This is a genomic window from Roseovarius tibetensis (assembly GCF_050896375.1).
GTDB lineage: Bacteria > Pseudomonadota > Alphaproteobacteria > Rhodobacterales > Rhodobacteraceae > Roseovarius > Roseovarius tibetensis.
On record NZ_JBPBBB010000038.1, the window covers coordinates 1 to 25,296 of the forward strand.

18 protein-coding genes and 2 pseudogenes are annotated in these 25,296 nt (G+C 60.7%); 12 read left to right on the forward strand and 8 right to left on the reverse strand.

Going from position 1 to position 25,296, the window contains the following annotated elements:
- Nucleotides 1–191 (forward strand): hypothetical protein (locus tag ACROSR_RS16700; RefSeq protein ID WP_432687036.1); only part of this gene is annotated, 191 nt, incomplete at its 5' end.
- On the opposite strand, the gene ACROSR_RS16705 is transcribed toward ACROSR_RS16700, so the two are convergent.
- Nucleotides 173–1,444: a tyrosine-type recombinase/integrase gene (locus ACROSR_RS16705; protein ID WP_432687037.1), complete on the reverse strand. Its 1,272-nt coding sequence runs from the start codon at nt 1,442–1,444 to the stop codon at nt 173–175. The two genes, ACROSR_RS16700 and ACROSR_RS16705, sit on opposite strands and share 19 nt — an antisense overlap.
- Before the next feature lie 335 nt (nt 1,445–1,779).
- On the opposite strand from ACROSR_RS16705, the gene ACROSR_RS16710 reads away from it, so the two are divergent.
- Nucleotides 1,780–3,027, forward strand: a complete 1,248-nt coding sequence (locus ACROSR_RS16710; protein WP_432687038.1) for a tyrosine-type recombinase/integrase — start codon at nt 1,780–1,782, stop codon at nt 3,025–3,027.
- Nucleotides 3,028–3,044: 17 nt separating this feature from the next.
- Here the strand turns inward: ACROSR_RS16710 and ACROSR_RS16715 are convergent, their stop codons facing one another.
- Nucleotides 3,045–3,284, reverse strand: a complete 240-nt coding sequence (locus ACROSR_RS16715; protein WP_432687039.1) for a helix-turn-helix transcriptional regulator — start codon at nt 3,282–3,284, stop codon at nt 3,045–3,047.
- A 394-nt stretch (nt 3,285–3,678) separates the two neighbouring features.
- Here ACROSR_RS16715 and ACROSR_RS16720 point away from each other — a divergent pair, with 394 nt between their 5' ends.
- Entirely contained in the window at nt 3,679–7,032 is a 3,354-nt protein-coding gene (locus ACROSR_RS16720; RefSeq protein ID WP_432687040.1) for a DEAD/DEAH box helicase, read from the forward strand.
- A 448-nt stretch (nt 7,033–7,480) separates the two neighbouring features.
- Here ACROSR_RS16720 and ACROSR_RS16725 read toward each other — a convergent pair.
- Nucleotides 7,481–7,837 (reverse strand): annotated as a pseudogene (locus tag ACROSR_RS16725) (IS256 family transposase); the annotation flags it as partial.
- A gap of 47 nt (nt 7,838–7,884) precedes the next feature.
- On the opposite strand from ACROSR_RS16725, the pseudogene ACROSR_RS16730 reads away from it, so the two are divergent.
- The 3 genes and pseudogenes from ACROSR_RS16730 to ACROSR_RS16740 all read left to right on the forward strand — a co-directional run.
- Nucleotides 7,885–7,998 (forward strand): annotated as a pseudogene (locus ACROSR_RS16730) (BREX system Lon protease-like protein BrxL); the annotation flags it as partial.
- 674 nt (nt 7,999–8,672) lie between these two features.
- A complete protein-coding gene (locus ACROSR_RS16735) occupies nt 8,673–9,662 on the forward strand; it encodes a hypothetical protein (protein WP_432687041.1) in 990 nt (329 codons plus the stop codon).
- 432 nt (nt 9,663–10,094) lie between these two features.
- Nucleotides 10,095–10,859 carry an SOS response-associated peptidase gene (locus ACROSR_RS16740; protein ID WP_432687042.1) on the forward strand — a complete coding sequence of 255 codons (765 nt, stop codon included), beginning with the start codon at nt 10,095–10,097 and terminating at the stop codon, nt 10,857–10,859.
- Nucleotides 10,860–11,244: 385 nt separating this feature from the next.
- Here the strand turns inward: ACROSR_RS16740 and ACROSR_RS16745 are convergent, their stop codons facing one another.
- Both ACROSR_RS16745 and ACROSR_RS16750 read right to left on the reverse strand, forming a co-directional pair.
- On the reverse strand, nt 11,245–12,000 hold the full coding sequence (locus ACROSR_RS16745) for a DUF1028 domain-containing protein (protein ID WP_432687043.1): 756 nt from the start codon (nt 11,998–12,000) through the stop codon (nt 11,245–11,247).
- Nucleotides 11,997–12,719: a GntR family transcriptional regulator gene (locus ACROSR_RS16750; protein WP_432687044.1), complete on the reverse strand. Its 723-nt coding sequence runs from the start codon at nt 12,717–12,719 to the stop codon at nt 11,997–11,999. The genes ACROSR_RS16745 and ACROSR_RS16750 overlap by 4 nt, the downstream gene beginning before the upstream one ends.
- Nucleotides 12,720–12,783: 64 nt before the next feature.
- On the opposite strand from ACROSR_RS16750, the gene ACROSR_RS16755 reads away from it, so the two are divergent.
- From ACROSR_RS16755 to ACROSR_RS16780, 6 genes are read left to right on the forward strand one after another with little or no spacing between them, the layout of a single operon-like run.
- Nucleotides 12,784–13,815, forward strand: coding sequence for an ABC transporter ATP-binding protein (locus ACROSR_RS16755; protein WP_432687045.1), 1,032 nt, complete (start codon nt 12,784–12,786; stop codon nt 13,813–13,815).
- A complete protein-coding gene (locus ACROSR_RS16760; protein WP_432687046.1) occupies nt 13,812–14,834 on the forward strand; it encodes an ABC transporter ATP-binding protein in 1,023 nt (340 codons plus the stop codon). Before ACROSR_RS16755 ends, ACROSR_RS16760 begins: the two co-directional genes overlap by 4 nt.
- Nucleotides 14,834–16,600 carry an ABC transporter substrate-binding protein gene (locus ACROSR_RS16765; RefSeq protein ID WP_432687047.1) on the forward strand — a complete coding sequence of 589 codons (1,767 nt, stop codon included), beginning with the start codon at nt 14,834–14,836 and terminating at the stop codon, nt 16,598–16,600. Before ACROSR_RS16760 ends, ACROSR_RS16765 begins: the two co-directional genes overlap by 1 nt.
- Before the next feature lie 24 nt (nt 16,601–16,624).
- Nucleotides 16,625–17,572, forward strand: a complete 948-nt coding sequence (locus ACROSR_RS16770) for an ABC transporter permease (protein ID WP_432687048.1) — start codon at nt 16,625–16,627, stop codon at nt 17,570–17,572.
- A complete protein-coding gene (locus ACROSR_RS16775; RefSeq protein ID WP_432687049.1) occupies nt 17,572–18,465 on the forward strand; it encodes an ABC transporter permease in 894 nt (297 codons plus the stop codon). The genes ACROSR_RS16770 and ACROSR_RS16775 overlap by 1 nt, the downstream gene beginning before the upstream one ends.
- 20 nt (nt 18,466–18,485) lie before the next feature.
- A complete protein-coding gene (locus ACROSR_RS16780; protein WP_432687050.1) occupies nt 18,486–20,081 on the forward strand; it encodes a gamma-glutamyltransferase family protein in 1,596 nt (531 codons plus the stop codon).
- Between the two features lie 744 nt (nt 20,082–20,825).
- Here the strand turns inward: ACROSR_RS16780 and ACROSR_RS16785 are convergent.
- The 3 genes from ACROSR_RS16785 to recD2 all read right to left on the reverse strand — a co-directional run.
- On the reverse strand, nt 20,826–21,899 hold the full coding sequence (locus tag ACROSR_RS16785; protein ID WP_432687051.1) for a DMT family transporter: 1,074 nt from the start codon (nt 21,897–21,899) through the stop codon (nt 20,826–20,828).
- A 136-nt stretch (nt 21,900–22,035) separates the two neighbouring features.
- Nucleotides 22,036–23,712: a radical SAM protein gene (locus tag ACROSR_RS16790; protein ID WP_432687052.1), complete on the reverse strand. Its 1,677-nt coding sequence runs from the start codon at nt 23,710–23,712 to the stop codon at nt 22,036–22,038.
- A gap of 279 nt (nt 23,713–23,991) precedes the next feature.
- The coding region (recD2, locus tag ACROSR_RS16795) for an SF1B family DNA helicase RecD2 (protein WP_432687053.1) at nt 23,992–25,296 on the reverse strand (1,305 nt) is incomplete at its 5' end.

Below are 25,296 nucleotides of genomic sequence, written 5' to 3' on the forward strand. Positions count from 1 at the left end.
AACCGCATCGACGAACTGCTTCCCTGGAATTTCCAGCCGTCAAGCTGAAACCCGATGCCCTTCAGACGCCGCTTACGGTTTATCTGCCGATCTTTGAACGCATCGAGCGGGAGATTGCAGCATTGGAAGTCAAGGGCGACGCGATCAGCCGCGCACGCGCTGTCGCGGCCCGTCACAAGGCGGTGTCCTGAATCAGCGCTTGCAGGTTTATCAGGCTGGCACCCTTGCCGTAACGCTCGCGGTTCAGCGCGTGTCCCATGAGATCGCGCCGTATCCGTTCGTCAACACCAGCTGCCAGCATCCGATCCTCGAAGCTGTGGCGCAGGCCGTAGAGCGTGTGCTGTGGTGTTTCCAGGAGGCCAGCGCCGCGGAGATACTTGTTAACCGTCGCGGACAGGCTGGCGGCGCTGCTGCGATAGCGGGGGAAGCCGTCCGGAAATTCGCGCATGGCCTCCAGGCTGACGCCGCATAGCGGAATGACGCGCCGCGCGTTGGCACTTTTCAGTTGGCGCCCGACCGGCTCGATCGAGACGTGCGGCACGTTGGCTGTCAGGTTGATCTGATCGGCGGTCAGTGCCGCCAACTCACTTGGGCGTGCGCCGGTGTTCACCATGGCCAGCAGGATGCACCGGGCTTCCTTATTGAGGCGGTCGAGCGCGCCGGGCGCCATGATCCTGTCCCGGATCCAGCCATCGGAGAAGGGCGGCCGCTGTTTCGCCTCACCCTCCTTGAATTTCAGATCGCTCAACGGCAGCACCAGCCCGAGCCGCTTCATCTTGTTCACGGTCTTCAGCACGTCGCCGATGTGGATCAAGTCCTTGTTGGCGCTGTTCGCGGTCAGATCCTCGATTTCCAGCCGTTCCAACCACCAGGACCGAAAATCGAGCATATCATCGCCGGTAATGTCCGACAGGGCCTTGTCGCCGATGACCGCGACAAGATTCTTGATTGCCTTGCGCCGTGGGTTCTTCCAGCGGCGCAGTTGATCATCGCTTTTCCCGATGATCTTGTCACCGGCCATGTGCCAATAGAGCTCCAGCGCCCGCGTGATCGTGATGGCAGGCTCAGTCGCTCCGCCCAGGAGGGCGGCGGCCTCTTTCAGGTCGGGCTTGTCATCAGTGCCTGACACGGCTTCTATGCGCTGCAACAGGTCCTCGGTCGGCACCTTGGCCACCTGATCCGCCCGCATGTATCGAAAGCCACGCGCCGCGGCCAGATCACGCGCGGCGGCAAACCGCTGCTCGGCATCCGATGTATCACCGGCCAGCTTCGCTTCCCACGCATCCACCATCTGCCCCCACGCCGCGCTCGCCTTCTGGTCGGCGACGGACGGGCTGTCGGTGTGGAGCGATAGCCATACGAACTTGCGCGGCTCAACCGCTTCATACCGTTTTGGCACCCGCTTGTAGAGTGACAGACCCTTCCCACGTTTCGTGATTGCCACGGCGAACCCCTCTTACTGCAAGAGGCAGTGTAACGCGTTTTGTAATGCAGATTGTATAGCGAAAATGCCACCTGTGGCGACCACTGCACAGGAATACGAGAAGTTCTTATGTTAAATCAATGGGTTGAGAGGTGAGGGTAAATTTGAAATGGCGGACCGAGGAAAGTCCGCTTCGCCCAGTCTAATACCCTCAGGAAACCTCACAGCGTCCCTGTAAAACACTGGAAAACATATACTTTATCCGCCTGCTTGCCTCAGGGGTGCACATGCGCGGTTAGAGAAGTCCAGCGCCGTTTTGTACCTTCCGAACAGCTTTTGGCACCGGAGGGATCGGCATGGGACTGACGGCAAAACAGATCGAGGCGGCAAGACCGGGTGTCGGTCCGGAACGCATGTCGGACGGGAACGGCCTTTATCTGCGCGTGTACCGCAGTGGGCGCAAGTCATTCCAGGCCCGTCTGGACGACAACGGCAAGACGAAGTGGCTCACGCTGGGAACCTTTCCGGACATGCCGCTGAAAGGCGCGCGCCGTGCGGCGGCTCTTGTCCGGGCTGGCGAGGGCCCGGATGACGACACTGCTCCGGAAAATCCGGACAACCCCGTGCGGGAGAAGGCCGGCGGCGGCCCGGCATGCGAGGTCAGCAGCATGCCGACCTTGTTGGAATTCGCTCGGATATGGTTCGACCGCAAAAAGGTGGGCCTGTCGAACGGAAAGCACGTCCATCAAAACTGGCAAACCCTCCGGGATTTCGTTTTCCCGGACCTTGGCGACAAGCGACTCGATCACATTCGGCAACGCGACATTGTCCGGATACTGGACCCAGTCTGGCGCGCGAAGCACGAGACAGCACGCCGGACGCTCGGGCGGATCAGTGAGATCTACGAGCTCGCGAAGGTGCATGAGTTGGTCGAGGTAAACCCGGCCAGCTTTTCTCTGAAAGCGGCATTCGGCCCATACCGTCGACAACACAAGCACCATGCCTCACTGCCGTTTGACCGGGTTCCGGAGTTCTGGGCATGGCTGCAGCAAGCACCTTGCGAGGAGATGACGCGGCAGCTCGCGATGCTGCTGGTGCTGACCGCAAAACGCACCAGCGAGGCCCGCTTCGCGCGCTGGTCCGATTTTGATGCGGACAGGACGATCTGGACGACGACAGAGGAGCGCATGAAGATGCGGCGGGGTCACCGTGTTCCAGTGGTGCGACAGACCAGGATCATTCTCGACAACCTTGAGCTTATCCGCGCCGCGGGCACGGATCATGTCTTTGGCAAACCTCGCAGCAAGAGCGGCGTCATCAGCGAGAATGCCGCGTTGAATCTCGTCAAGCGGTTTGATCCGGACATCACGATGCACGGGTTTCGGTCAAGTTTCCGGACGTGGTCCCGAAAGCAAGGGCTGTACGATCACGATGTGATGGAGATTGCGCTTGCGCACGAGAAAGATGACCTGATCGCCGCATATGAACGCGACGATCTGCTGGAAGAACGGCGGCCGATGATGCGGGCATGGGCGGATTTTGTCACGGGCGGTGAAGATCCAGTTTCGTTGCGAGACACGCTCACGAAACGGGCCAGCCGGTAGCCAGTGGCCCGCGCCGCTCAGCGCGGCCCGGGCTCCTCCTCGTCGTCGAACGGGTCGGCGCGCGGCAACGAATAGATGTAGTCGTCAATTTCGTACTCGATGTAGCGAATGCTGCGCGCGCCGACCCGCACGGGGACAGGGAAGTTGATGTCGTTCAGGCGCATCCGCTCCATCGTGGAGTGACTGACGCCAAGTTTTTTGATCACCTCCCAGCTATCGATGAGCCTCAGGGTCGGGGGCTTCGTTTCGGTTTGCATATGTGTCTCCCGGATATGTTACGGTTCACAGGATATCGCGTCGGGGAACCGCGATCCAAGCTTGGACTTGTCCGGAGTATCGAGAGAAATGTGTATAACCTTCGGATATCCCGCCGTGGCTGTGTGCCGTGGCTGCGGTATGGACCGGCGTCCTTAGCAGTTGCCGAAAGCGACCGCGCGCAGATCTCGGTCTGCCGCGCCATAATCTGCGTCAGGACTCACCAGACTTCTCGCTCTCCTCAAGGCCCTTTCCCAGGCGCTTATCCAGGCGCTTCTTGACCTTGCTCTCTGATGTCCAAGGAATGACGGTCGCACGGGTGAGTCGCCTTGATCTGCACAAGGACGTCCGCGACCAATGGTGTTCGAAAAACGCAAATGAGTGTACCGGGAAAGCATGGGTATTCGACTGAACGAGCATTTTGACGGGGCGACGCTGCAACGCGGACGTGACTATGCGCGTCGCGGTCTTGTCGTTTCGGTCGAGCCTCTCGCGGATGGGGCCCTGCGGTCGCTTGTGTCGAACGGGCGAGGGGAAAGCTACCGGCAACGCATCACCGTGATGCGGGGTCTGGTCGACGGTAGTTGCTCCTGCCCGGTCGGCCACAATTGCAAGCACGTGGTCGCCGCCCTGGTGACGCGCGCGGACCAGCAGACCGGGCAGCCGGGCCTTCCCGCGCCGGTGCAGGGCTGGCTGACCCGTGTCAGGCAGAGCGCCAGCACGACGCAGGCGCAGGTGCCCGAGGCGCGGCCCGCGGATTATCCGACCAATGTCAAGGATCGCTTGCTTTTTGTCCTGCTGCCGCATGGCCCGCAATTGAAGATCGACCTCTTCAAGGGCCGGATCAATGCGGCCGGAGACGCGCTGAACAAGGCGATCCGGCGCTATGACGCGGAGCATGTCCTGCGCGGCAGCATTCCGGCCAAGTTCATCCGCCCGGTGGATCTGGAATTGCTGTCGGCATTGGCGCAGGCCCGGATCTGGGAGGCCAGCTACAGCCGTGTCCTGCCCGGTTTCATGCGTCCGAAAGGCGACGACGCCCTCGGGCTGATACGCCGGCTCTGCGACACGGGGCGGTTCCTGCATGACAACGCGCCGGACGCCCATCTGACCTGGTGCGAGGCGCGGCCCGAGCCGCGGCTGGCCTGGCGGATGGGCGTGGATGGCAGCCAGCGTCTGGGGATCGAGGATGCGGCCGGCCAGCCGTTGCAACTGCGCGGCATGGACGATGCGACGCTCTGGATCGACACGGGTCAGGGGCGGATCGGTGCACTCGCGCATGCGGTGGACACGGAGGTGCTGCGCGTCGTGGACGCGGCCCCCGAGGTCGCCCCGCATGAAGCGGAGGCGCTTGGCGCGGCGCTGCCCGACACGCTTGCCGGTCTGGACCTGCCGCGCCCGCGGATGATCCGACAGACCCGGCGCGCGGCCACGCAGCGTGTCGCGCGGCTGACCCTGGGGGCCGAGACGGCGCGCGATGGGCCGCGCTATTGGGGCGGTTCGGTGCAGTTGCCCACGCTGACCCTGCGCTTCCTCTATGACGGGCAGGAGGTGTGGGATGGTGATACCGACCCGCGCATGATCACGGCGGGCGAGATCGTGACGCTCACGCGCGACCTCGCATGGGAAGCGTCCTGCGCCACGACGCTGATGAAGGCGGGCGCGTTGCCGGTCGAGGAGCTGGAGATCCATTGGCCGGGCAAGCGCATGGCGGAGTGCGATTTCGTCTTTGCCGATGGCGAGATGAACCTGCACAGTCTGGAGATCTCGGACATGCGCGAGGCGCTGGATTTCGCCTTTCACGTGGTGCCCGAGCTGCGTCGTGACGGCTGGGAGGTGATCGAGACCCCGAAATGGCCCTATCGCCTGAGTGAGGAAGCCGCTGAGCTTGCCGTAACGACACGCACGGAGGCGGGCGAGGTATTCCAAGGCAATGACTGGTTCTCGCTGGGGTTTCAGGCCGAGATCGGCGGCACGCCGGTGGATGTGGCGCCCCTGGTCGCGGCGTTCCTGGAACAGTTCCGCGACGAATGGGAGGACCTGCCGGATGTCGAGACGCTGGCACAGCATCTGGCCGACCGGCCCGTCTATCTGGACCGGGGCAAACAGGGCTATGTCGCGCTGGATCTCAGTCCGCTGGCGCCGCTGTTGCATCTGTTTTTGACCCATCATGCCGAGCTGGGCGCGCTGCACCCGTCGGATGCCAGTGTCGCGAGGCTGGCCGAGGAGGCGCTGGCCGGCAGCGACATCCGCTTTGCCGACAAGGCCGGCATCCTGCCGCTGGCGCGCAGTCTGCAGGCGCTGGCGGAGGCCGCCAGCTTTGCGCCACCCGCGGGCCTGACGGCACATCTGCGCGACTATCAGGCCTACGGCGCGGCCTGGATGGGCAGCCTGCTGGAGGCCGGGTTCGGTGGCGTGCTGGCCGACGATATGGGGCTGGGCAAGACGGTGCAGGTGCTGGCGCTGTTGCAGGCGCGGCGGGAGGCCGGCGCACCCGGACCGGCGCTACTGATCGTGCCGACCAGCCTGCTGCATGGCTGGCAGACACAGGCCGCGCAGTTCACGCCCGACCTGCGGCTGGTCATCCTGCATGGCACGGGCCGGGCGGCCCGGCGTGAGGCTGCGCTCGAGGCCGATCTCGTGGTGACCACCTATCCGTTGCTGGCCCGCGACCGCGACTGGCTTGCGGCACAGGACTGGCCGTTGGTGGTCCTCGATGAGGCACAGACGCTCAAGAACCCCGCCTCGCAAATGGCGAAAACCCTGCGCGAGATTCCCGCCCGCGGGCGGCTGGCGCTGACCGGCACCCCGCTGGAGAATTCGCTGCAGGATCTCTGGACGCTGATCGACTGGGTGAATCCCGGCCTGCTGGGCGATCGCAAGCGCTTTCAGACGCTGTTCCGCACGCCCATCGAAAAGCACGGCGACGCCTCCGTGCAGGCGCGTCTGAACCGCCGCCTGCGCCCCTTTCTGCTGCGCCGCACCAAGGAAGAGGTTGCGGCGGAATTGCCGGCCAAGACCGAAATCCTCGACCGTGTCGATCTGCCCAAACCCCAGCAGGCGCTCTATGAGACGGTGCGCAGCGCGATGGATGCCCGCGTCCGCGATGCCATCGACAAGAAGGGTCTCGCCGCGGCGCGGATCACGGTTCTGGATGCGCTGCTGAAGCTGCGCCAGGTCTGCTGCGATCCGGCACTGGTCAAGACCGAAGCCGCGCGGTCGGTGTCCGACAGCGCCAAACGCGCCCGGCTGCGCGTGCTTCTGGGCGAGCTGGTGGCCGAAGGGCGGCGCGTGCTGGTGTTTTCGCAATTCGTGGAAATGCTGCGCCTGATCGAGGCTGATCTGGCCGAGGCGGGCATTGCCAGCCTGTCACTCACTGGCCAGACCGAAAAACGCGCCGAGGTGCTCGACGCCTTCGCGCAAGGGACCGCGCCGGTCTTCCTGCTCAGCCTTAAGGCGGGCGGTGTCGGGCTGACCCTGACCGAGGCCGACACGGTGATCCTCTACGATCCGTGGTGGAACCCGGCGGTGGAGCGTCAGGCGATGGACCGCACACACCGGATCGGCCAGGACAAGCCGGTCTTCGTGCACCGGCTCGTGGCGGCCGGCACGGTCGAGGAAAAGATCCTCGACATGCAGGCCCGCAAACAGGGGCTAGCCGATGCCCTCTTCGATGATGAAGGCGGTGCCGCAGAGACATTGCTGGACGAAGCCACCCTGCAGGATCTCTTCGCGCCGCTGAATGGATGATGTCCTCCTTGCAGGACGAGGAGGCTTCGCGAAGGCGGCAGTTGCAACCGCGCGAAAACTCGCCGTACTGATGCTGAAATTGTGGAAGAACGAAACCGAATTCGCTTGGACAAAGGTGGGACCTTGCCAGACCTGAATTCCCGCCTCGGATGGTGGGGAGCGAAGTCCCGAAGGGGCGGAGGTTGGTCGATCTCGTGCGGGCCGATGAGAGGCGGAGTATTCCGCGCAACCCGATCCATTGAAGACGACCACCACCGAATACCATGATGAGGCACAACACGCGTGACCTCGAAGAGAGCCATGACCCTGGACGGACGGTTTGCGCACCCACTTGACAAGGCCGCAATCAGAGAACGGGCCCGCGGCATGTATTGTGCCGCATACGAGGCCTGACAGAAGACTGCATCCGATCACACGCCAATAGGTCGGAAACTTCTTGCATCACGGGCGGCAACCACAGAAAAAGGCTTGTCGAGCGCCGCGCCCATTTTGGCAGGATTGCCGAGGTGAACCGGATCTTTTTCTCATCCGCCAGGATGGCGGCTCGGTCACGCACCTTCGGACGGCGCACATCGAGCGCGCCGATCCCGGTCTGGATGGACCGCTCCGGACCGTGACCATGCCGCACAACCCGCTGCCGGCCATTCGGCAGGGTCTCTTCGGAATGTTGCGCGACGAAGGCGTCGGCTTCGGCCCGCAGCGCGGCCGCCAGCATCCGGCGTGCCCCGTCCCGGGCGATCTCGGTCAGCGGACCGTCCACAGATTCCGGCCGACGCAGGGCGATGATGTCGGTATCGTTCTTCATGGCGATACGCCGCCCTCTCAAACCCCGTCACCCATTTTCCAGCACAGCTCGTTCGGCGGCGCAGCAAGCTGCTGCAGTTGCTTCGTCTGATTCCCTTCGTGGAGCGGAACTACAACATCATCGAGCTTGGCCCCAACGTACGGGCAGAATATCGAGCGTGAAAGTGGGGACCGTGGTTGTTTGAAATGGTCATTCCGGATCGGCCATCATGCGTATCCCGAGCCGCAAGATGTGCTGAAGTTTCGCGGTCAAGGTGCGTCAGGCACGTAACACCGGAACGATGCCACTATCGCCGATGAGCGGCTTGTCCGATCCCGGGGTGTGGCCTCGCAAACGGGTCGAACCAGGCCCGTTTGGCCGATCGGGCACCATGGCCGCAGCTCCTCTCTCGCTCGCCGGTTCTGCGTTCGACCGGGTCACCGCCTTGTCACTTTCGGTCGTTCATATGGTTCTTCTTGCCCGTCGTGCCTTATTGAACGTCTTTTCATGACCGAACTGAGATCGTGCGATCGCGTGCCAGAAATCGCCTTGAAGTTTGAAATCATTGAATCAATTTGATACAGACGCCATCCTCAGGCAAATACGCTGCCACATGGGAGGATCATCCGGTAAAAGTTCTGAAAAAATGTATATCTGAGAATGTCAAGGTATAATGTGGCCGATCCTGGATGCTGCGTCAGGCACCTCGGATCTGTATCTTTGACGATTGACGGTGCCTTGGCCCGAGGGGTGTAGCCGCATCGGTCCACACCACACCGTCGCGTTCGTCACGCCCCGTCGCCGAACTCGGGGTTGTCCACATGAATCGGCCAAACGGACTGCAGAAGCTACTGACATGGGCTCGGAGAACAATCATGCTCATGCGGAACTGTTCATGTCTCGGAAGGATCAGGTCATGCCGCTGGAACCCGTCCTTACGTTTGATGTCGTCGAAGACTTGGCCGATTTGGCCGGGCGCGATGCGCAGCTAACGCAGTGTCTCCCGCCGCATGTCAGCGCGGCCCTCGCGTGCAGATGCAAGGCGGTCGACGCAGACGCCCTGGCTGATCTGGCCACCGCCGGCTCGCGTGACACGGCAGGCGTGGCGAAAGTGAGCCGACGCATAATAGAGCTCGTCTCCAGGTTCGAGAATTCTGTCGCGACAAACGGCACAATACCGCGGCCGACCTCGGGCAACGTGACGAGGATATACAACAGTATTCTCGGTCACCATGGACCTCGGGAAACACAGGATCACATCCAGCATATCTGGGAAGAAACAGCATGGGCCGAAGACCCTACGCCCGTGGGCCCGATCGCAGATTTGTGGCAGGGGGCGCACCGGGCGCGCGCGCTCGCAGCAATCGACAAACTCGGCGAGGCTGTCGGCCTGATACTGTTGCACGGCTGTTTTCTCCGGCTTCGTGGCGGCGCGTTGCCATGGCCCGTGGCCGCGTCGCTTATCGCCGAGGCTGGATCCGGACCGGGACCCGGTCTCGGCACGGCCCGTGACTTGCTACGTTGCTGCCGGTCAGAACTTAACCGCCGGGTTCCGGCCTGCGGCCCGGACCGGCTACAAGGCCGGTTGCGCGATCAGGCCATCCGGGATTGTCGTCTGCAACGGATCGGCCCCGTTATCGATGCGATGTTCTGGAAGCCCAGCGTCCCACGCGGAGACATTAAGGCCCTCGCACAAGTATCCGACCGCACCGCACGGCGGGACATCCACCTCGTGCTGGAAACGGGGTGGGCCACGGCGGGGAGTGAGAAAGGCCCCTTGCGCCTGGCCATCCCGCAGACCGCTGCGCGAACTGTGAAGGATCACCCTGAGAATACGTGCGGGTGAATTCCGCTGCGGCATTTCGACATCTGTCTACGTCGAGACGCCTGGCGGAGTGCGCGATGACAGAGTCGAGGATTTTGATGGCACGCGATAGCTATTATCAGTCCACAGTACGACTCCCGCAGTCTTCGCCAATCTCCCGTCGGAACTCGGCCTGCAGGCTCATAACCTGAAGGTCGTAGGTTCAAATCCTACTCCCGCAACCATTTTTCATAAATATATCAGACACTTAAAGTCCGAGTGTTTCACTTGTGTAAGAGCGTGGGCGTTTTACCTCAACGCCACCTCAACGTTTTGCGAGGCCCCCTGAAAAAGGTTTAACTTCAAGAACCTAGAGAGTCACTCGATGAGGTTCCGTATATCCAACGTCTCACTTTTCGATCCGGTCGTACGCAGAACGCAGTGAGTGTCGGCCAAGTCCCCGGTGGGTCTGGCATGTCGCTGCCGTTGGGCGCGGTTGGCCAAAAAAGGGTGCTCTGCGCCGATCAACGGTCTATCCTTCTTCCTATGTGCAATCTTTATTCGAACACCCTGTCTACGACCGAGATGCGCCGGTTATTCGCTGTGGGTGCCACGCATGACAGGCTCGGGAACGCAGAGCCTTTGCCAGCGATCTTTCCCAAAGGCATGTCTCCCATCGTCGGCATCGATGCCGACGGCACCCGATGGTTGCAGAACGCGCATTGGGGCTTCGTGCTGCCGCAGGTCTCGCAGAAGACAGGCAAGCCGATCCAGCCCAAGGCTGTCAATAACGCGCGAGATGACAAGCTGCAACACTCGCGCTTCTGGATGAAGAGCTTCGAGGATCGCCGCTGCCTCATTCCGGCAACCAGCTTCTGTGAGCCCAAGGGCCGCAATCCGGCGACCTATGTCTGGTTCGGTGTGAAAGGTGACGGCGTGCGCCCCCCATTCGCTCTGGCCGGCATCTGGCGCGTCTTCAAAGGCAATTATGGCGGGGATGAGAACCGCGAGATAGTCACGTCATCTATGGTCACGACCACGCCGAACGCGCTGACGAAAGAAACGCATCCCGATCGGATGCCGATGATCCTGGATCCGAATGACTACGAGAAATGGCTGACCGGCACGCCGGATGAGGCCTTTGCCCTGATCAGGTCCTTCCCGGCCGACAGCATGGTCATCCACCAAAGCGGCGAAGGTCTCAAATCGGATCCTGCGGGTCTGGAGCTTTCTGGATAACCAGGCGGCATGTGGAACACGAAATTATCGCCCCGACCGACCAAAATATGCCGGAACACATTCCATCCACATCACGCAGATGTCGCCGCACACGCTCGATCTGGTTGGCACCGCAGAGACCGACGGCAAGAGCCCTCTGAGGTCAATGGTACCAGCCTGAAATGCTGCAGGTGCAGCCAACCGGTCCCAGCACTTTTGAGACACTATGCGAGGCGCTGCGGCGCGATTTTCATGGTTGTAACCACTTTCTCTCTCCTTACCGATCATAATCGAAAAGCACTCACTGCCGACGCTCAGGTGCCCTCGCGCAATTGCAAGTTCGCAGTAGTGCGGAGACTTGGCTGAACGACGAGACAAGTCTTAGCGAACCGGGCGTAGCCGATTATTAGAGAGTGCCGGGACCCGACGCTTTTGAACGGCTTGCTCTCCCCTCTGCTTCCCGCGCTTGTTCGAGTTCGGCGAGGGCTCTATCGAGTTCTGTCCGGTCGGTGGTCCCCGAAAAGTTCTCCTGCGTTCCCATACAGTCCGCGAAGTATACGAAGCGCTCGCGCGCCACATCGAGCAAGCGGTCGAGTTCGCCCAACGGATCGGCATGGTCATCCACTCTGAGGTCAAGCGCCGCGTAGTCCTGGCCTTGGTGCACCCGCAATGCCGCCGCCTGCTGGCCACGCCTGTCGCCACCTGTCGCCTCGCCCGCGCGCAGGGCGGCGAGCATCCGGTCCGGCATCGGGAGATTGGCCGCCGAGAGATAGGCGTCGAGGCTCGCGGCGACGACGTCGGGGCCGGCCAGCATGTTGCCGGCCACGGATACGCCGGGAGCGCTGACATGGCCCGCCCAGTCCACGCAGGCCTCGCCGGTATGCGCGGCGATCTCTCCGTGCCCGTCGACCAGATGGCATTGGCGTTGTGCTTGGCCCGCGTCCAGCGCGACCAGGTCGGCGATCACGTCCGGTGCAGAGGCCCCAGCGTGCAACCTGGCGACCCCCTCGATTCCCCACATCGGGTTAACGAATGCCTGCGTCGCGACCGCCACGTCCCGGCGAACATACGGGACGGTCGCGCCCACGGCAAAGAAACGGCTGGCAACTGCGATGGCAAGGGTACCGTCTTCGGGATCACGCGCCACTATAGAATAAGTCATGCTGGGTCTCCATTCCGTTTGCGGGGTCGAAAAAGCTCTGGTCCCGCAGCTTGGTAAAGCGAAGGTGCCCAGCGTAGCAGCACCCGCGCGAGATGATCGGTCATCGTCTGCTCTGCCAAAACGGGGTCCGCGGTTAGAAGGGTATCCAGCAGCGTGCGATGTTCGGCCCCCAACCCGGATTCCTGAAAGAAATCGCGCGGCACTTCCAGGCCTCCGAGCGTAAAGCGATGGATGTGAATGGCGCAGCGCTGAACCATTGGACACAAAAGTTCCATCCCGGCCGCCCGGGCCAGTTCCGCGTGAAAAGACCGATCGAGCATGCTACACCGGTCGAGATCCCCTTCAGCATGTGCCGCATCCATGTCAGAGATCAGAGCCTCCAGCGCCGGTCTGCCGTCCCCGGCTCCCTGCTCGGCCAGAATGGCCGCCACCGTTCGCTCTATCGAAAGGCGGACCCGCACCATTTCGGCGGCGGCGCGCAAGGTGGTCTCAGTAACGACAGTGCCGCGGTAGCTACGCCGTTCCACCAGCCCCTGCTCGGCCAGAAGCAAAAGCGCCTCGCGCACCGTGCCCTGGCTGCACCCAAGTTCGTGGGCCAGCGCCTGTTCGACCAGCTGCGTGCCTGGCTCGTATACCCGAAAGAGGATTGCCCGGCGCAGGGTGTCGCGGGCCTCGACGGCCTTCAGGCCGCCTATTATTCCGGCAGGTTTGCCTGGCATCATCGATGATGGGATCGGCGGTGTTGACAACGTGAAATCACCCTTGAATAATCAATATTGATAATTGCGCATCAAGGTGCGGTTCCGCAATAGGCGAATGGAGGGTAAGGGCACAGTGACTTTGCTGAAAGTCGAACATCTTGCCGTCGACCTGGTCCGAGACGGGCAACGCTATGGGTTGGTTCGAGATGTTAGCCTCGAAGTGCCGGCTGGTGGCACCCTTGCGGTGGTGGGCGAGTCGGGGTCGGGCAAGTCGCTGACTGCGCTTGCGGTAATGGGGCTATTGCCGTCCGAACTATCCATCAGCAGCGGCACCATAACCTTTGACGGACGCGAACTGCCTGATCTCTCGGCACGCCAGCTGCGCGAGTTGCGCGGCGGTGACATCGCGATGATCTTCCAAGAGCCGATGACGTCGCTAAACCCGGTTCTCAACGTCGGGCGCCAACTGACCGAAGGGATGCGCCTGAAGCTGGGTCTCACCCGCGCCGAGGCCCGTGCACGGGCCATCGATCTGCTGGCGGAGGTTGGCATCGCTGAGCCCGAACGCCGGCTGAAAGAATATCCGCACCAGTTCTCCGGCGGGATGCGCCAGCGCGTCATGATCGCCATCGCTATGTCCTGCAATCCAAAACTGATCCTCGCGGACGAGCCGACGACAGCTCTCGACGTCACGATCCAGGCTCAGATCCTCACGCTTCTGTCGCGCCTGTGCAAGGACCACGATGTCGGCCTGGTCCTGATCACCCATAACCTTGGCATCGTCGCTCGCCATGCAGACCGCGTCTCGGTGATGTATGGCGGCCGGGTCGTAGAAGAAGGCGCGGCGCGGGCGGCGTTCGCGTCCCCTTCCCATCCTTACACGGTCGGCCTTCTGAATTCCGTGCCGCGTCTCGACCTGCCGCGCGACCATGCGTTGACGCCAATCGACGGTCAGCCGCCCGACCCGATGGAGGTAGTTCACGGTTGCCGGTTTCATCCCCGCTGCGCGTGGGCGACGGAGAAATGCGCGCAGGAGGTCCCGCCGCTCGCGCCGCAAAGGAACACCGCCGTGGCCTGCTGGCACCCGGTCTACCCGACGGTCGCGGCGCAATGACTGCCGAACCGCTCCTCGAGGTTAACGGCCTTCATGTGCGCTTTCCTCTGCGCTCGGGGCTCATGCAACGCGTGACAGGTGCCGTGCATGCGGTCAGCGGTGTCGATTTCGCCATTCCACGCGGCGAGGCGTATGGGTTGGTAGGCGAATCCGGCTGCGGCAAGACGACGGTCGCGCGGGCCGTTCTGCAACTCGTCCGACCGAGCGCGGGCACCATCCGATTCGACGGAGAAGATCTGACCGCGATGAGCCCGGCCGAGCTCGCCCCGTTTCGTCGACGCGTGCAGGCGATCTTTCAGGACCCATTCTCCTCGCTCAATCCACGCATGAGCGCCGGCGACATCCTGGCCGAGCCGATCCGCGTGCATCGGCTGGTGCCGCCGCGCGAGATCGCCGAGCGGGTCGGGCACCTGCTGGACCTTTGCGGGCTGCCGCGCCGATTCGTCGAACTCTACCCTCACGAGATGTCCGGCGGGCAGCGTCAGCGTGTCGGCATTGCCCGTGCGTTGGCGATGGAGCCCGATCTCATCGTTTGCGACGAGGCCGTCTCAGCTCTCGACGTGTCGGTACAGGCGCAGATCATCAACCTGCTGTCGGATCTCCGCCGCGAGCTTGGGCTGACATATCTGTTCATCGGCCACGACCTGTCGGTGGTTCGCCACCTCTGCGATCAGGTCGCGGTGATGTATCTGGGCCGGATCATGGAACGCGCGGATTCAGAGCCGCTCTTCGCGACGCCGGCTCATCCCTATACCCGCGCATTGCTGGACGCGGTCCCCGATCCCGATCCGGAACACGAGGCTGGACGAGAGGTCGAACCGCTGCAGGGCGAGGTGCCCAGCCCCTCGGCACCGCCGCCAGGCTGCGTCTTCCATCCGCGCTGTCCTGTGGCCATCGATCGGTGCAGACAGGATGAACCCGCCCTGGCCACCGTCGGGCCGAGGCGGGAGGCGGCCTGCTGGCTCGCCGAGCCGAAACCCCGACGGGACACGTCCATAAAAAAACAGGAGGTATCTTAATGACCGATGAAGAAAACAAACGCCTGCGGGCCGAATGGTCCACTGCGCACGATTTCGATCCACGCGATCCCATGCTGGGTCTCCAGCGCAGGGAGCTTTGCGGTCCGCGCATGTCGCGCCGGGCGACGCTGCGGCTTCTTGCGGCCTCGGGCGCCTTGACAGCGGCCCACATGATGCCGGGCGCAGTCGGCCGCGCGATGGCGCAAGGGACACCGGGCGGCACGCTCAGCTGTGGCTGGGCTGGCGTTGCCGAAATCACCACCCTCGATCCGGCCCAGATCGGGCAGGTCCTCCAATTCCAGGTCACGTCCAACGTTCTGTCGGGGCTGATGCACATCAACACTGACCTTATCGCCGAGGGCGACCTCGCCGAAAGCTGGGAGATCTCGGAAAACGGCCTGACCTATACCTTCAAGCTGCGCGAGGGCGTCACCTTCCACAATGGCGATCCGTTCACCGCCGATGACGTGCTATTCACCTACGAACGCTCGTCGAACCCCGAGAAGTCGATTCATTCAGGCGTGCTGGAGAACGTAGCGGAGCTGGAGAAGATCAACGACCACGAGGTGCGCTTCACGCTAAAGCAACCACAGGCGAGCTTCCTGACCAAGACGCTTGAACGGGCCTCGGGTCGGGCCATGACAATCGTGTCGCGTGGCGCGCTTGAGGAGATGGGCGTCAGCCAGTACGGGCTGACCCCGGTCGGCACCGGTCCTTTCCGGATCACGGAGCATCAGCTCGGCCAAGGCGTGGTGATGGAAAAGTTCGAGAACTACTACGACCCTGAGCGGCCCAAGCTCGACAAGGTGATCATCAAACCCGTGGACGGCGCCGAGCCGCTGGCGGGCGCCATGGAGGCTGGCGATATCCAGTATATCGGTGGCAATCCAATCGCCGCTCAATTGATTGACCGGTTCAAAAACAACCCGGATTTGATCACCGACGTGAAGCCGGCACCAGGCTTTCAGTCCGTGTGGATCAACCCCTGGGTCGAGCCCATGCGGGTTGAGAATTTCGACAAGCCTTTAGAGGAACTCAAGAAGGAAAAGGGGTTCCAGGTGCGCCTTGCCATCGCCAAGGCACTGAACCGTGATCTGTACGTTCAACAGGCCCGTTTCGGGTATTCTTACCCCGCACACGGCACGGTCAACCCGGCCATGGGCTTCTATTTCGAGGACGAACTGTCCGAGACCTCCGAGCAGGCCTTCGACGCGGAAGGGGCACAGGCCCTACTGGCCGAAGCGGGCTATCCGGGAGGGGAAGGCTTTCCCGAACTGGAACTCATGGTCCGCCCCTCGGAAAAACGGGACGGCCAGGTGATCGCCAACATCCTCAATCAGGTTCTCGGCATCACAGTAAAGCCGGTGACCACAGAGTTCTCAGTACAGATAGAGCGTTTCACTGCGATGGACTTCCAGCTTCGTCTCGGCGGTTCGGGCGGTGACTACGATCCCGACGATGCACTGGTCGACTGGATGATGACGGATTCGAAGTTCAACGGACGCACGCGCGACAAGGACGAGATGCCCTTCGGCTTCTTCTCCGAGGCTGAAGTTGACGATCTGTCCGTCGAACAGTCGGTGACTGCTGACCCCGAGGAACGTCGAGCGCTGGTACAGAAAGCCAACAGGATCACGTCCGACAAGGTGGCTTGCGGGTTCCTATACCACCCGGTCGACGTGCAGGTCAGGCACAAATCGGTGAACTTTCCCGCCGAAAGCCGCATCCCAGGTCTCAACGACCTCGACCGCGTCACGCTGTCCTGACGCCAGAGCGGAGCTAAGGAACCAATGAGCGGCTATCTTCTCAGGCGACTGATCGGCACGGTCCTCGTGATGTGGGTTGTGGCAACGCTCGTCTTCTTCATGCTCCGTCTTGTGCCGGGCGACCCGGTCGCGGCGATGTTGGCGGATGCCGGCAGCGCCGAGGCCGAGGCCGCCCTGCGCACCAAGTTCGGCTTCGACGAGCCGGTCTTCATGCAGTATCTCTACTGGCTCGGAAACATGTTTCAGGGCGATTTCGGGAACTCGCTATATGGCAACAACCAGCCCGTCCGGACGATCCTCGCCGAGGCGTTGCCGCGCACGCTGTCGCTTGCCGGGATTGCCTTCGTCATCGCGATCATCATCGCGGTGCCGGCGGGTATACTGTCGGCGACGCGGCGCAACACGCCAGTGGATGCAGGCGTGTCCTTCGTGGCCTTTCTTGGGCTGTCGATGCCGGACTTCTGGCTGGCGATCATGCTTATCATCGTCTTCGCGGCGAACCTGCAATGGCTCCCGGCGATCGGCTACGTGCCGCTATCTGAGGGCTTCTGGCCTTGGCTGGAGCACCTGATCCTGCCAGCCATAGCCGTTGGTACCGCGTTCTCGGCTATCATTGCACGGATGATCCGGTCCTCGCTGCTTGAGGTGTTGAAGGCAGACTACATGCGCACCGCAGCCGCCAAGGGACTGAACCCGCGAATGATCATGTGGTCTCACGCCCTGCCCAACGCGATGATCCCGGTCATAACGGTGGTCGGCATCGCCTTCGCCTTGTTGATCTCAGGCGCAGTGGTTGTCGAGAACGTGTTTTCGATCAAGGGGTTGGGACGCGTTCTGATCAATGGCATCCTGAACCGCGACTACCCGGTGGTACAGGGTGCTGTTCTGGTGGTCTCCGCCTTTTTCGTCTTCTCCAACCTGCTGGTCGACCTGCTTTACGGCGTGCTCGACCCGCGCATCCGGTATTCCTGATGACCAACAGTTTGACAGCCCCCGACGACACGGCGACCAAAGATAACACTATGCCGCTGCGACGGCGCTCCCGTCTGCGCGCCACGCTGGCAAATGACCGCAAGGCGCAGTTCGGGCTAGTCGTGCTGGGCCTGTTCCTCTTCGGCATGGTGTTCGCGCCCTGGCTGTCACCCTACGATCCGAACGCGATGACAATGAATATGATGGCAGGGCCCTCACTCGGCCATCCGCTGGGGACCGACGATCTTGGGCGCGACCTGCTCAGCCGCATCCTGCACGGCACACAGATCTCGATGTTCATCGGCATCTCGACGGTGCTGATCGCGCTCGTGATCGGGGTCGCGCTCGGCCTGATTGCGGGGTATTTCGGCGGCTGGATCGACCTTGTGATCATGCGCTACATCGACCTTCAGTGGGCATTTCCGAACTTCATCATCGCCGTATACCTCGTCGCGGTGTTCGGCACCGGCCTCGTCAACGTCATCGTGGCGATCTCGCTGGCCTTCATCGACGACTTCGCCCGCGTCGCCCGGTCGATGACCCTCAGCTTGCGTCATGAGCAGTTCGTCGACGCCGCGCGCACAATGGGCTTTTCCAACGCACGCATCCTCTTCCGCCACATCCTGCCAAGCGCCATGGCCCCCATTATCGTTCAGGGCACGGTCTCGGTGTCTTACGCGATCCTCGGAGAGGCAACGCTCTCCTTTCTTGGGCTGGGTGTCGAGGCGACGACGCCAACCTGGGGGCTGATCCTCGCGGACGGGCGCGGCTTCATCAGCCAAGCCTGGTGGCTTGGCGTCTTCCCCGGCCTCGCCATCATGCTGGTGGTGCTGTCGATCAATTTCATTGGTGACTGGCTGCGCGACCTGTTCGACGTACGTGAAAGCCTCTGATCCTCCCCAAGGAGAACGACATGCGATTCCCCGCGACATCGCCCTATGGCTCGCGACGATCGGCGGTTCTGGCCGACAACGTGGTGGCTACCTCTCAGCCTCTCGCGGCTGAGGCTGGCCTGAGAATGCTGCATCAGGGCGGCAATGCGGTCGACGCGGCGCTGGCTGCCGCCATCGCCCTCACCGTGGTGGAGCCGACGGGCAACGGCCTCGGATCGGACGCCTTCGCGATCGTATGGGACGGGGCGGACCTGCACGGGCTCAATGCCTCGGGCCGGTCCCCGGCGGGGTGGACGCCCGAGCGTTTTGCGGGCCGGGACGCGATGCCCGAACGCGGCTGGGACTCGGTCACGGTGCCCGGCGTCGTTGGCGGTTGGGTCGCGATTTCGGACAGGTTCGGCAAGCTGTCCTTCGCCACACTGTTCGAACCCGCTATCATGCTCGCCGAAAAGGGCTTCGCGCTAACGCCGGTGATCGCAACACTCTGGGCGCGCGGCGCCGAGGTGTTAAAGGATCAACCCGGCTTTGCGGACCATTTCATGCCCGGCGGCCGAGTGCCGCTAGCCGGCGAACGCGTCCAAAATCCCGATCTGGCCGCCAGCCTGCGGGCGATCGCCGAGACGAAAGGTGAGGCGTTCTATCGCGGGGCTCTGGCAGAACGGATCGCCGAGGACGCCGCCCGGCACGACGCGGCATTGACACTGGAAGACATGGCCGGAAATGCGCCGGATTGGTGCGGGACAATCTCGGCGGCGTTCGATGATGTCGAACTGCACGAGATCCCGCCGAACGGCCAGGGCATCGCCGCATGCATGGCACTGGGAATGCTCTCGCATACCGGGGTGCGCGACCTCGGCCCCGACGACCCGAAAGCCATCCACCTGATGATCGAGGCGATGAAGCTCGCGCTTGCCGACGCCGATGCCTATGTCGCCGATTCCGACGCGATGACGGGCACCCGCGCCGAGCAACTTCTCGATCCCGTCTACCTTAAGGCGCGAGCGGCGCTGATCGATCCCGACCGCGCGGCGGACCATGGATCGGGGGCACCCCTTCGGGGCGGAACGGTATATCTCAGCGCGGCCGACGCGTCCGGTATGATGGTGTCGTTCATCCAGTCAAATTATAGCGGATTCGGCTCCGGTGTCGTCGTGCCCGGCACCGGCATCCATCTGCAGAACCGAGGCTTCGGCTTTACACTCTCCAACGGGCATCCCAACCAGGTCGGCCCGGGAAAGCGACCCTTCCATACGATCATTCCCGGTTTCCTGATGCGCAAGGGCGCACCGCTCATGTCCTTCGGGGTGATGGGCGGGCCGATGCAGGCCCAGGGGCACCTGCAGATGACCCTTCGGACCCAGCTCTGGGGGCAGGATGTACAGACCGCTGCCGACGCGCCGCGGTGGCGGGTGGTTGAAGGCATGGATGTCGCGTGCGAGACCGCCCTATCCGACAGCACAGTCGCGGCCCTGCGGGCGTTCGGCCATTCGATTAACCTTGAGGCCCCCGACGCCGCCTTTGGCTTCGGCGGCGCGCAGCTCGTGCACCGGCTCGAAAGCGGCGTCTATGCCGCCGGATCGGACCCGCGCAAGGACGGTCAGGCGATTGGTTTCTGAAAGTTTTTATGGCGACTTTCCAAGATCTGAAGATGCGTTGCAAATGCTCCGAAACGCATCCGTGACGATAAACGGGACGGGTTTTGCGAAGCTTTGATGTGACTGTCCTTCTCTATGGATCATGCCAGACCCAGCGTGGCACATTTATGCCGTAGAAAGCGGTCACTGTGGCCTGCCGCCTGAAAAATGGTCCCCCTGAATTAGAGTTTCGAACCGGATGGCGGACGAAGCAAGGCCGCAGAAGAAGCACAAGTCCGAAGAGATTGTCGCGGAGCTCAGGCAGGTCGACGTGTCGTTATCATAAGGCCGGTCCGAACTGCTGCCGGTCCACCGGACAAGCATACTGCACTTGCGTCGAACGTCCACTCCTGCGCGCGGCACCGCTGTATGTAATCTCGGCCGACCGCGTCAAACCGCCCAGTTTGCAACTGGCGCTTTCTGCGCAAAGCTGTCTCTCAGCCGGCTCAACCCGCTCGGCGTTCCTGACAGAAACGATCAGATGACGGCAGTCAGCCCAGAGCGGACCCACAGCCCTTGGCCCGAATCTGCGATAGCTGACCTTCGCTGCGCGGATGGCGAACTGGTGAACTGCGGACAAAGCCGGCCTTGGAGCGCCAAGCTCGAACGGCCGGTTTTCGAACCCGCCTTCGGGATTCGATCAAGGGCGCAGCATCGAAATGCCGACTTCCAAAATGGCAGTTTCCAGCTACGGCAAAGGCATAGATTCATTGCGGGTAGTTGCTGCTAGGTTCTTTCGTCTGCAGCTTTGTCACGCCTAAGATTGCTAGGTGCGTCAATGATCATCGATACAATCCCGGCCGATATCAATACCGCTCCCACGACCAAGTATACATCGATGCTCAATCCGACCCACCTCTGCTCAAGTACCATTGTGAATGGCACCTCAAGCATCACCAACACCGAGGCCAATACTGGTCCGACGTATTTCATGCAAATCTTATAAACTAGATACAAGAACGCTAGCCGAATTGCATTGAAAATCGTCCACAACACGAAGGTACTATCGACAACAGATAGAGAAACGCCGATGAACAAAAATGCGAAGACAATCAACGAAATACCAGTTAGGAGGTTAACTATTGCGAGCGTGAACAGGTTGTCCAAAATTCTTACGTCAGTCTCCCGGCGATTTGATAGATGCAAGGCGAAGCTGAACACAGAAAAGGAAATCCCTGCAAGAAGCGCAAAGGCGTAACTGACAAAACTACTATTGCGCGGGCGAAACTCCTGTAGCTGAGGGTCGCTGACCAACAGGACAACGCCAATAAACACCACAAACACAGACAAAAAGCTTGCCCGCGTTAAGCGTTCTCCAAGAAAATAAAACAAGAACAAAGCCAAGAATATTGGGTTCGTTTTTCCCAATATTATGAGTTCGGATGATGATATGTGGGCGATCGCCAGAATAAAGAATATTGCGTTACCAAAATTTCCCAGAAACGCTAACCCAATTTCGAATGAGTTCATAGAAAGTGTAGGGAAACCGCTAGACTTTCTAACAGAAATGGCTGCAGAGATCCCGAGAGCTCCAGCAAATGCCATCATTGCCCCGACAAATAGGAACATGTCAGCACCGCCTAAAGACACGTGCTTAAGTGAAACGTTAGCTATTGCCCAAATTACAGCACAGACTAGTGCGAGGGAGAGACCCAAAAGCAACGGTTTGATACCGTTTTCTAATGGCTTGAGTAGATTTTTCTTACGATCGGCGGAGTCGCGAGCTTGTATAAACAGAGCCATAGCTGCAAGCGACACACCGGCAATCGAGAGGAGGAACGAGGCGAACTCTAGTGACATCCTCGTCCTCCCCTTAGTTCTTTGGCATCACTTCCCGCTCTTGGCATGTTTGATGCCGACGTGACGGGCACCACCGCACAATCCAAGCTTGGCTGGCTTTTCGACCGTTTCTACCTTGCAGAACTTCAGCGACATGTTACCGCGACCTCCTTTTTTCCGTATTCACTATATTAAGATATGAGTCCATGCTGCGGATCACAAGCCCAAGTGACAGGCACTCCTCCAGAAATTCATCTAGTCTGGATACTTCGTGGCTATCTTTGCCGTGCATGAACGCTTCTAAATCGAGTCTCGTGCGCGGTGCATCCAAGTGGACAAGCACACCAGCAAAAGGTTCTGGGAACGTGAAAATTTTCAGTTTCTCCTGGCGAAAGTCACGGACCTCGACGAAGTCGGGACCTTGTCTAAGGGTCAAAAACCGTTCTCTAGTATGCATCCACGACAGGACGACCTTTTTCAGTTCTGAGACCAAGGGCTTGTTCTCGGCGCCCCAAGGGTTGTCAGCATACCTTCCTAGCGCAGCAGCGGGGGAAGATTGCAACTCACCGCTGTTAGTGTAACTTCTGTAATACTCGCTGCCCAGTTCAAGTCGCATGCGAATTATGTTTTCTGGCGGCGGCAAGTGAGAGATCAATGTCGCAACAGCTATTGTCGCGAGCAACTCATCTTCGGTTTCCTCGGGGAATCCGTACATCAAATTATACGTTGCGCGAATCTCGAAATGATGGAGCAGCTTCAATCCATAGACGGCGTCTAGAACGGAATTACCCTTATCTATTCGCTGAAGAATAGAGTCAGAAAAGCTCTCAACCCCCACCTGAACTGCTCGAATCCCTGCTTGAGACATGCAATTTACATTCTGCTTAGTTAGGGGAAACTTTATTTCGCAGAAAATGTTGAAATCATACGAAGACAAGCCAGCCGCTAATCCCCTCAAGAGTTTTGGGCTGAGGCAAACATCAGTGAACTCAAAATTGGTGACCGAATGGGCCGCGGCTGCCTTCACAATTTCGCCGACGATCTTTTCAGCGCCGCGCTGCTTCACACCTCTTGCGAATCCCCTCGAGGAGCAAAACTTGCAATTGTACCACCAACACTTGTCACTAGCTTCAGTCAGATAAATCTTCTCGAATTCATTGGGCTTTTGAGAGAAATACTCACTATAATCAGGCGTTGGACATTCTACACGTCGCGCCTTATCATCTGTAACGATGTTTGCTACTGCATTTGCCGTTTCATCAAGGCTCTTGTGTAGAACCACATGGTCAAAAATGGCAAGACGTTCAATTTCCTCCTGAATAGCACGATCCTCAACGTAGTCGCCGCATATTATGAGCTTACTTTTGTTTCCCATTTGGGAACTGGAGACGAGGATATTTTTTGCAAGCGCTAATGATGGTCCGAAATTCTTATACCGGCAGGAGAATATGATGTATTCATATCTGCCTTTAGATATTTCATCAGAAATCGGTTCACTCCATTGTGCGTATTTCAAAGACAAGCTTTCAAATTCATGGTGGTCCTTCGAGAGGCCACTTGATGCATGTTTGATGGATTTAAAAAGTTGGGTATCTCTGCTTACTGCGATGAGATCGTGCAAGCTTTCCTGGACGTCTTGATCGACAACCCAATCATAGCTGCTAGAGCCAATCTCTTGGTAGAGGTCGATGTTAGCGTATCGGGTCGTTACTTCTACCTCGGGGCTGTCCTTTAACAGGCTCGAGACTTTGCCTGACTGTATGTCTGGATAGCGAGGATGGAAGAAGGGCATGGTTAGCACCAGTACGCGAGTGGTCACTGCAGGGTCCTTCATATTGCATGTCCAAAGTCAGCCTCAGAGTCGTGCATATCGCAAAATACAGAGTCCAACAACGCACTTCCATCGCGTGCGACTACAGCTCGAACCGGTTGTTCGCTGCACTCTACACGAATGGCCGCTGTCGGGAAACGGCGCAGGTTTTGCAAACTACGCTCCCTGCGCATTACTGCCGCTCGAGACCGGCATGGCGAACGGCCCCCTGTCGCTCCATCCAGCGGAACTGATGCCGAATGGTCGGCGGCTACTCCCTCTCCGCGGCTTCGATAGGCGTTTTCAGCGCGCCTCGAGCCTCTTGTCGCCCGCATCATGCCCCACGAGCCACTCATCAAGCTTTGACCAGCGCCGCCGCCCCGAGACATTCTTCACGGCGATCGCGACCGCCTTCTTCTGGCCGACAAGAACGACCAGTTTCTTGCCGCGCGTGACGCCGGTATAGATGAGGTTGCGCTGCAGCATGGCGTAATGCTGGGTCATGACGGGAATGACCACGGCAGGGTATTCCGAGCCTTGGCTCTTGTGAATCGTGGCGGCATAGGCCGGCACGAGGGTATCGAGTTCGCCGAACACGAAGGTCACTGTCCGCCCGTCGAAATCAACAGCCACCTCGCCCTCGTCAAGATCGACATCGTCTATCATGCCGATGTCGCCGTTATAGATGTCCTTGTCGTAGTCGTTCTCGATCTGCATGACCTTGTCCCCGGGCGCGAAGGTCCAGCCGAACCGTTCGACCTTCTTCTCTCCCGCAGGATTCAACGCGGCCTGAAGCTCGATGTTGAGCGAGCGTGCCCCGACGCCACCACGGTTCATCGGACATAGAACCTGGATGTCCTTGATGGGATCAAAGCCGAAGCGGCGCGGGATGCGTTTGGAGACGAGCTCCACGATCCGAGGCACGGCCTGTTCCGGGTCAGTGGCTGGCACGAAGTAGAAATCCGCCTCGCCATCAGGCGGCGCAAGATCCGGTATACGACCGGCATTGATGGCATGCGCCGTGGTGATGATCTTGCTCTGCGCCGCCTGCCGAAAGACCTCGGTGAGCTGAATCACAGGCACGGCGCCAGAGCCGATCACGTCGGCCAGGACCTGACCCGGACCGACCGAGGGCAACTGATCGATGTCGCCCACGATCAGCAGTGCCGCCGCGCTGGGTACCGCCTTCATCAGCGATTGCATCAACAGCACGTCGACCATCGAGGTTTCGTCGATCACCAGCAGATCGCAGTCGAGCGGGTTTTCGTCATTGCGCTTGAAGCTGAAGGCTTTGAGGTCGAACTCGAGCAGCCGGTGGATGGTCCTGGCCTCCATACCCGTGGCCTCGGACATGCGTTTGGCTGCGCGGCCGGTGGGCGCGCAGAGCAGCAGCTTCACGTCCTTTGCCGCCAGGATGCGCAGGATCGAATTCACGATGGTGGTCTTGCCGACGCCGGGCCCGCCGGTGATCACCATGACCTTTGATCGGAGCGCGAGGCGGACGGCCTCGGCCTGGCTGGCCGCAAGGGTTAGACCGGTTTTCTGCTCGATCCACGGCAGCGCCTTGTCGGCATCGATGTCCGGCCATGGCCGGGGAGCTGCGCGGAT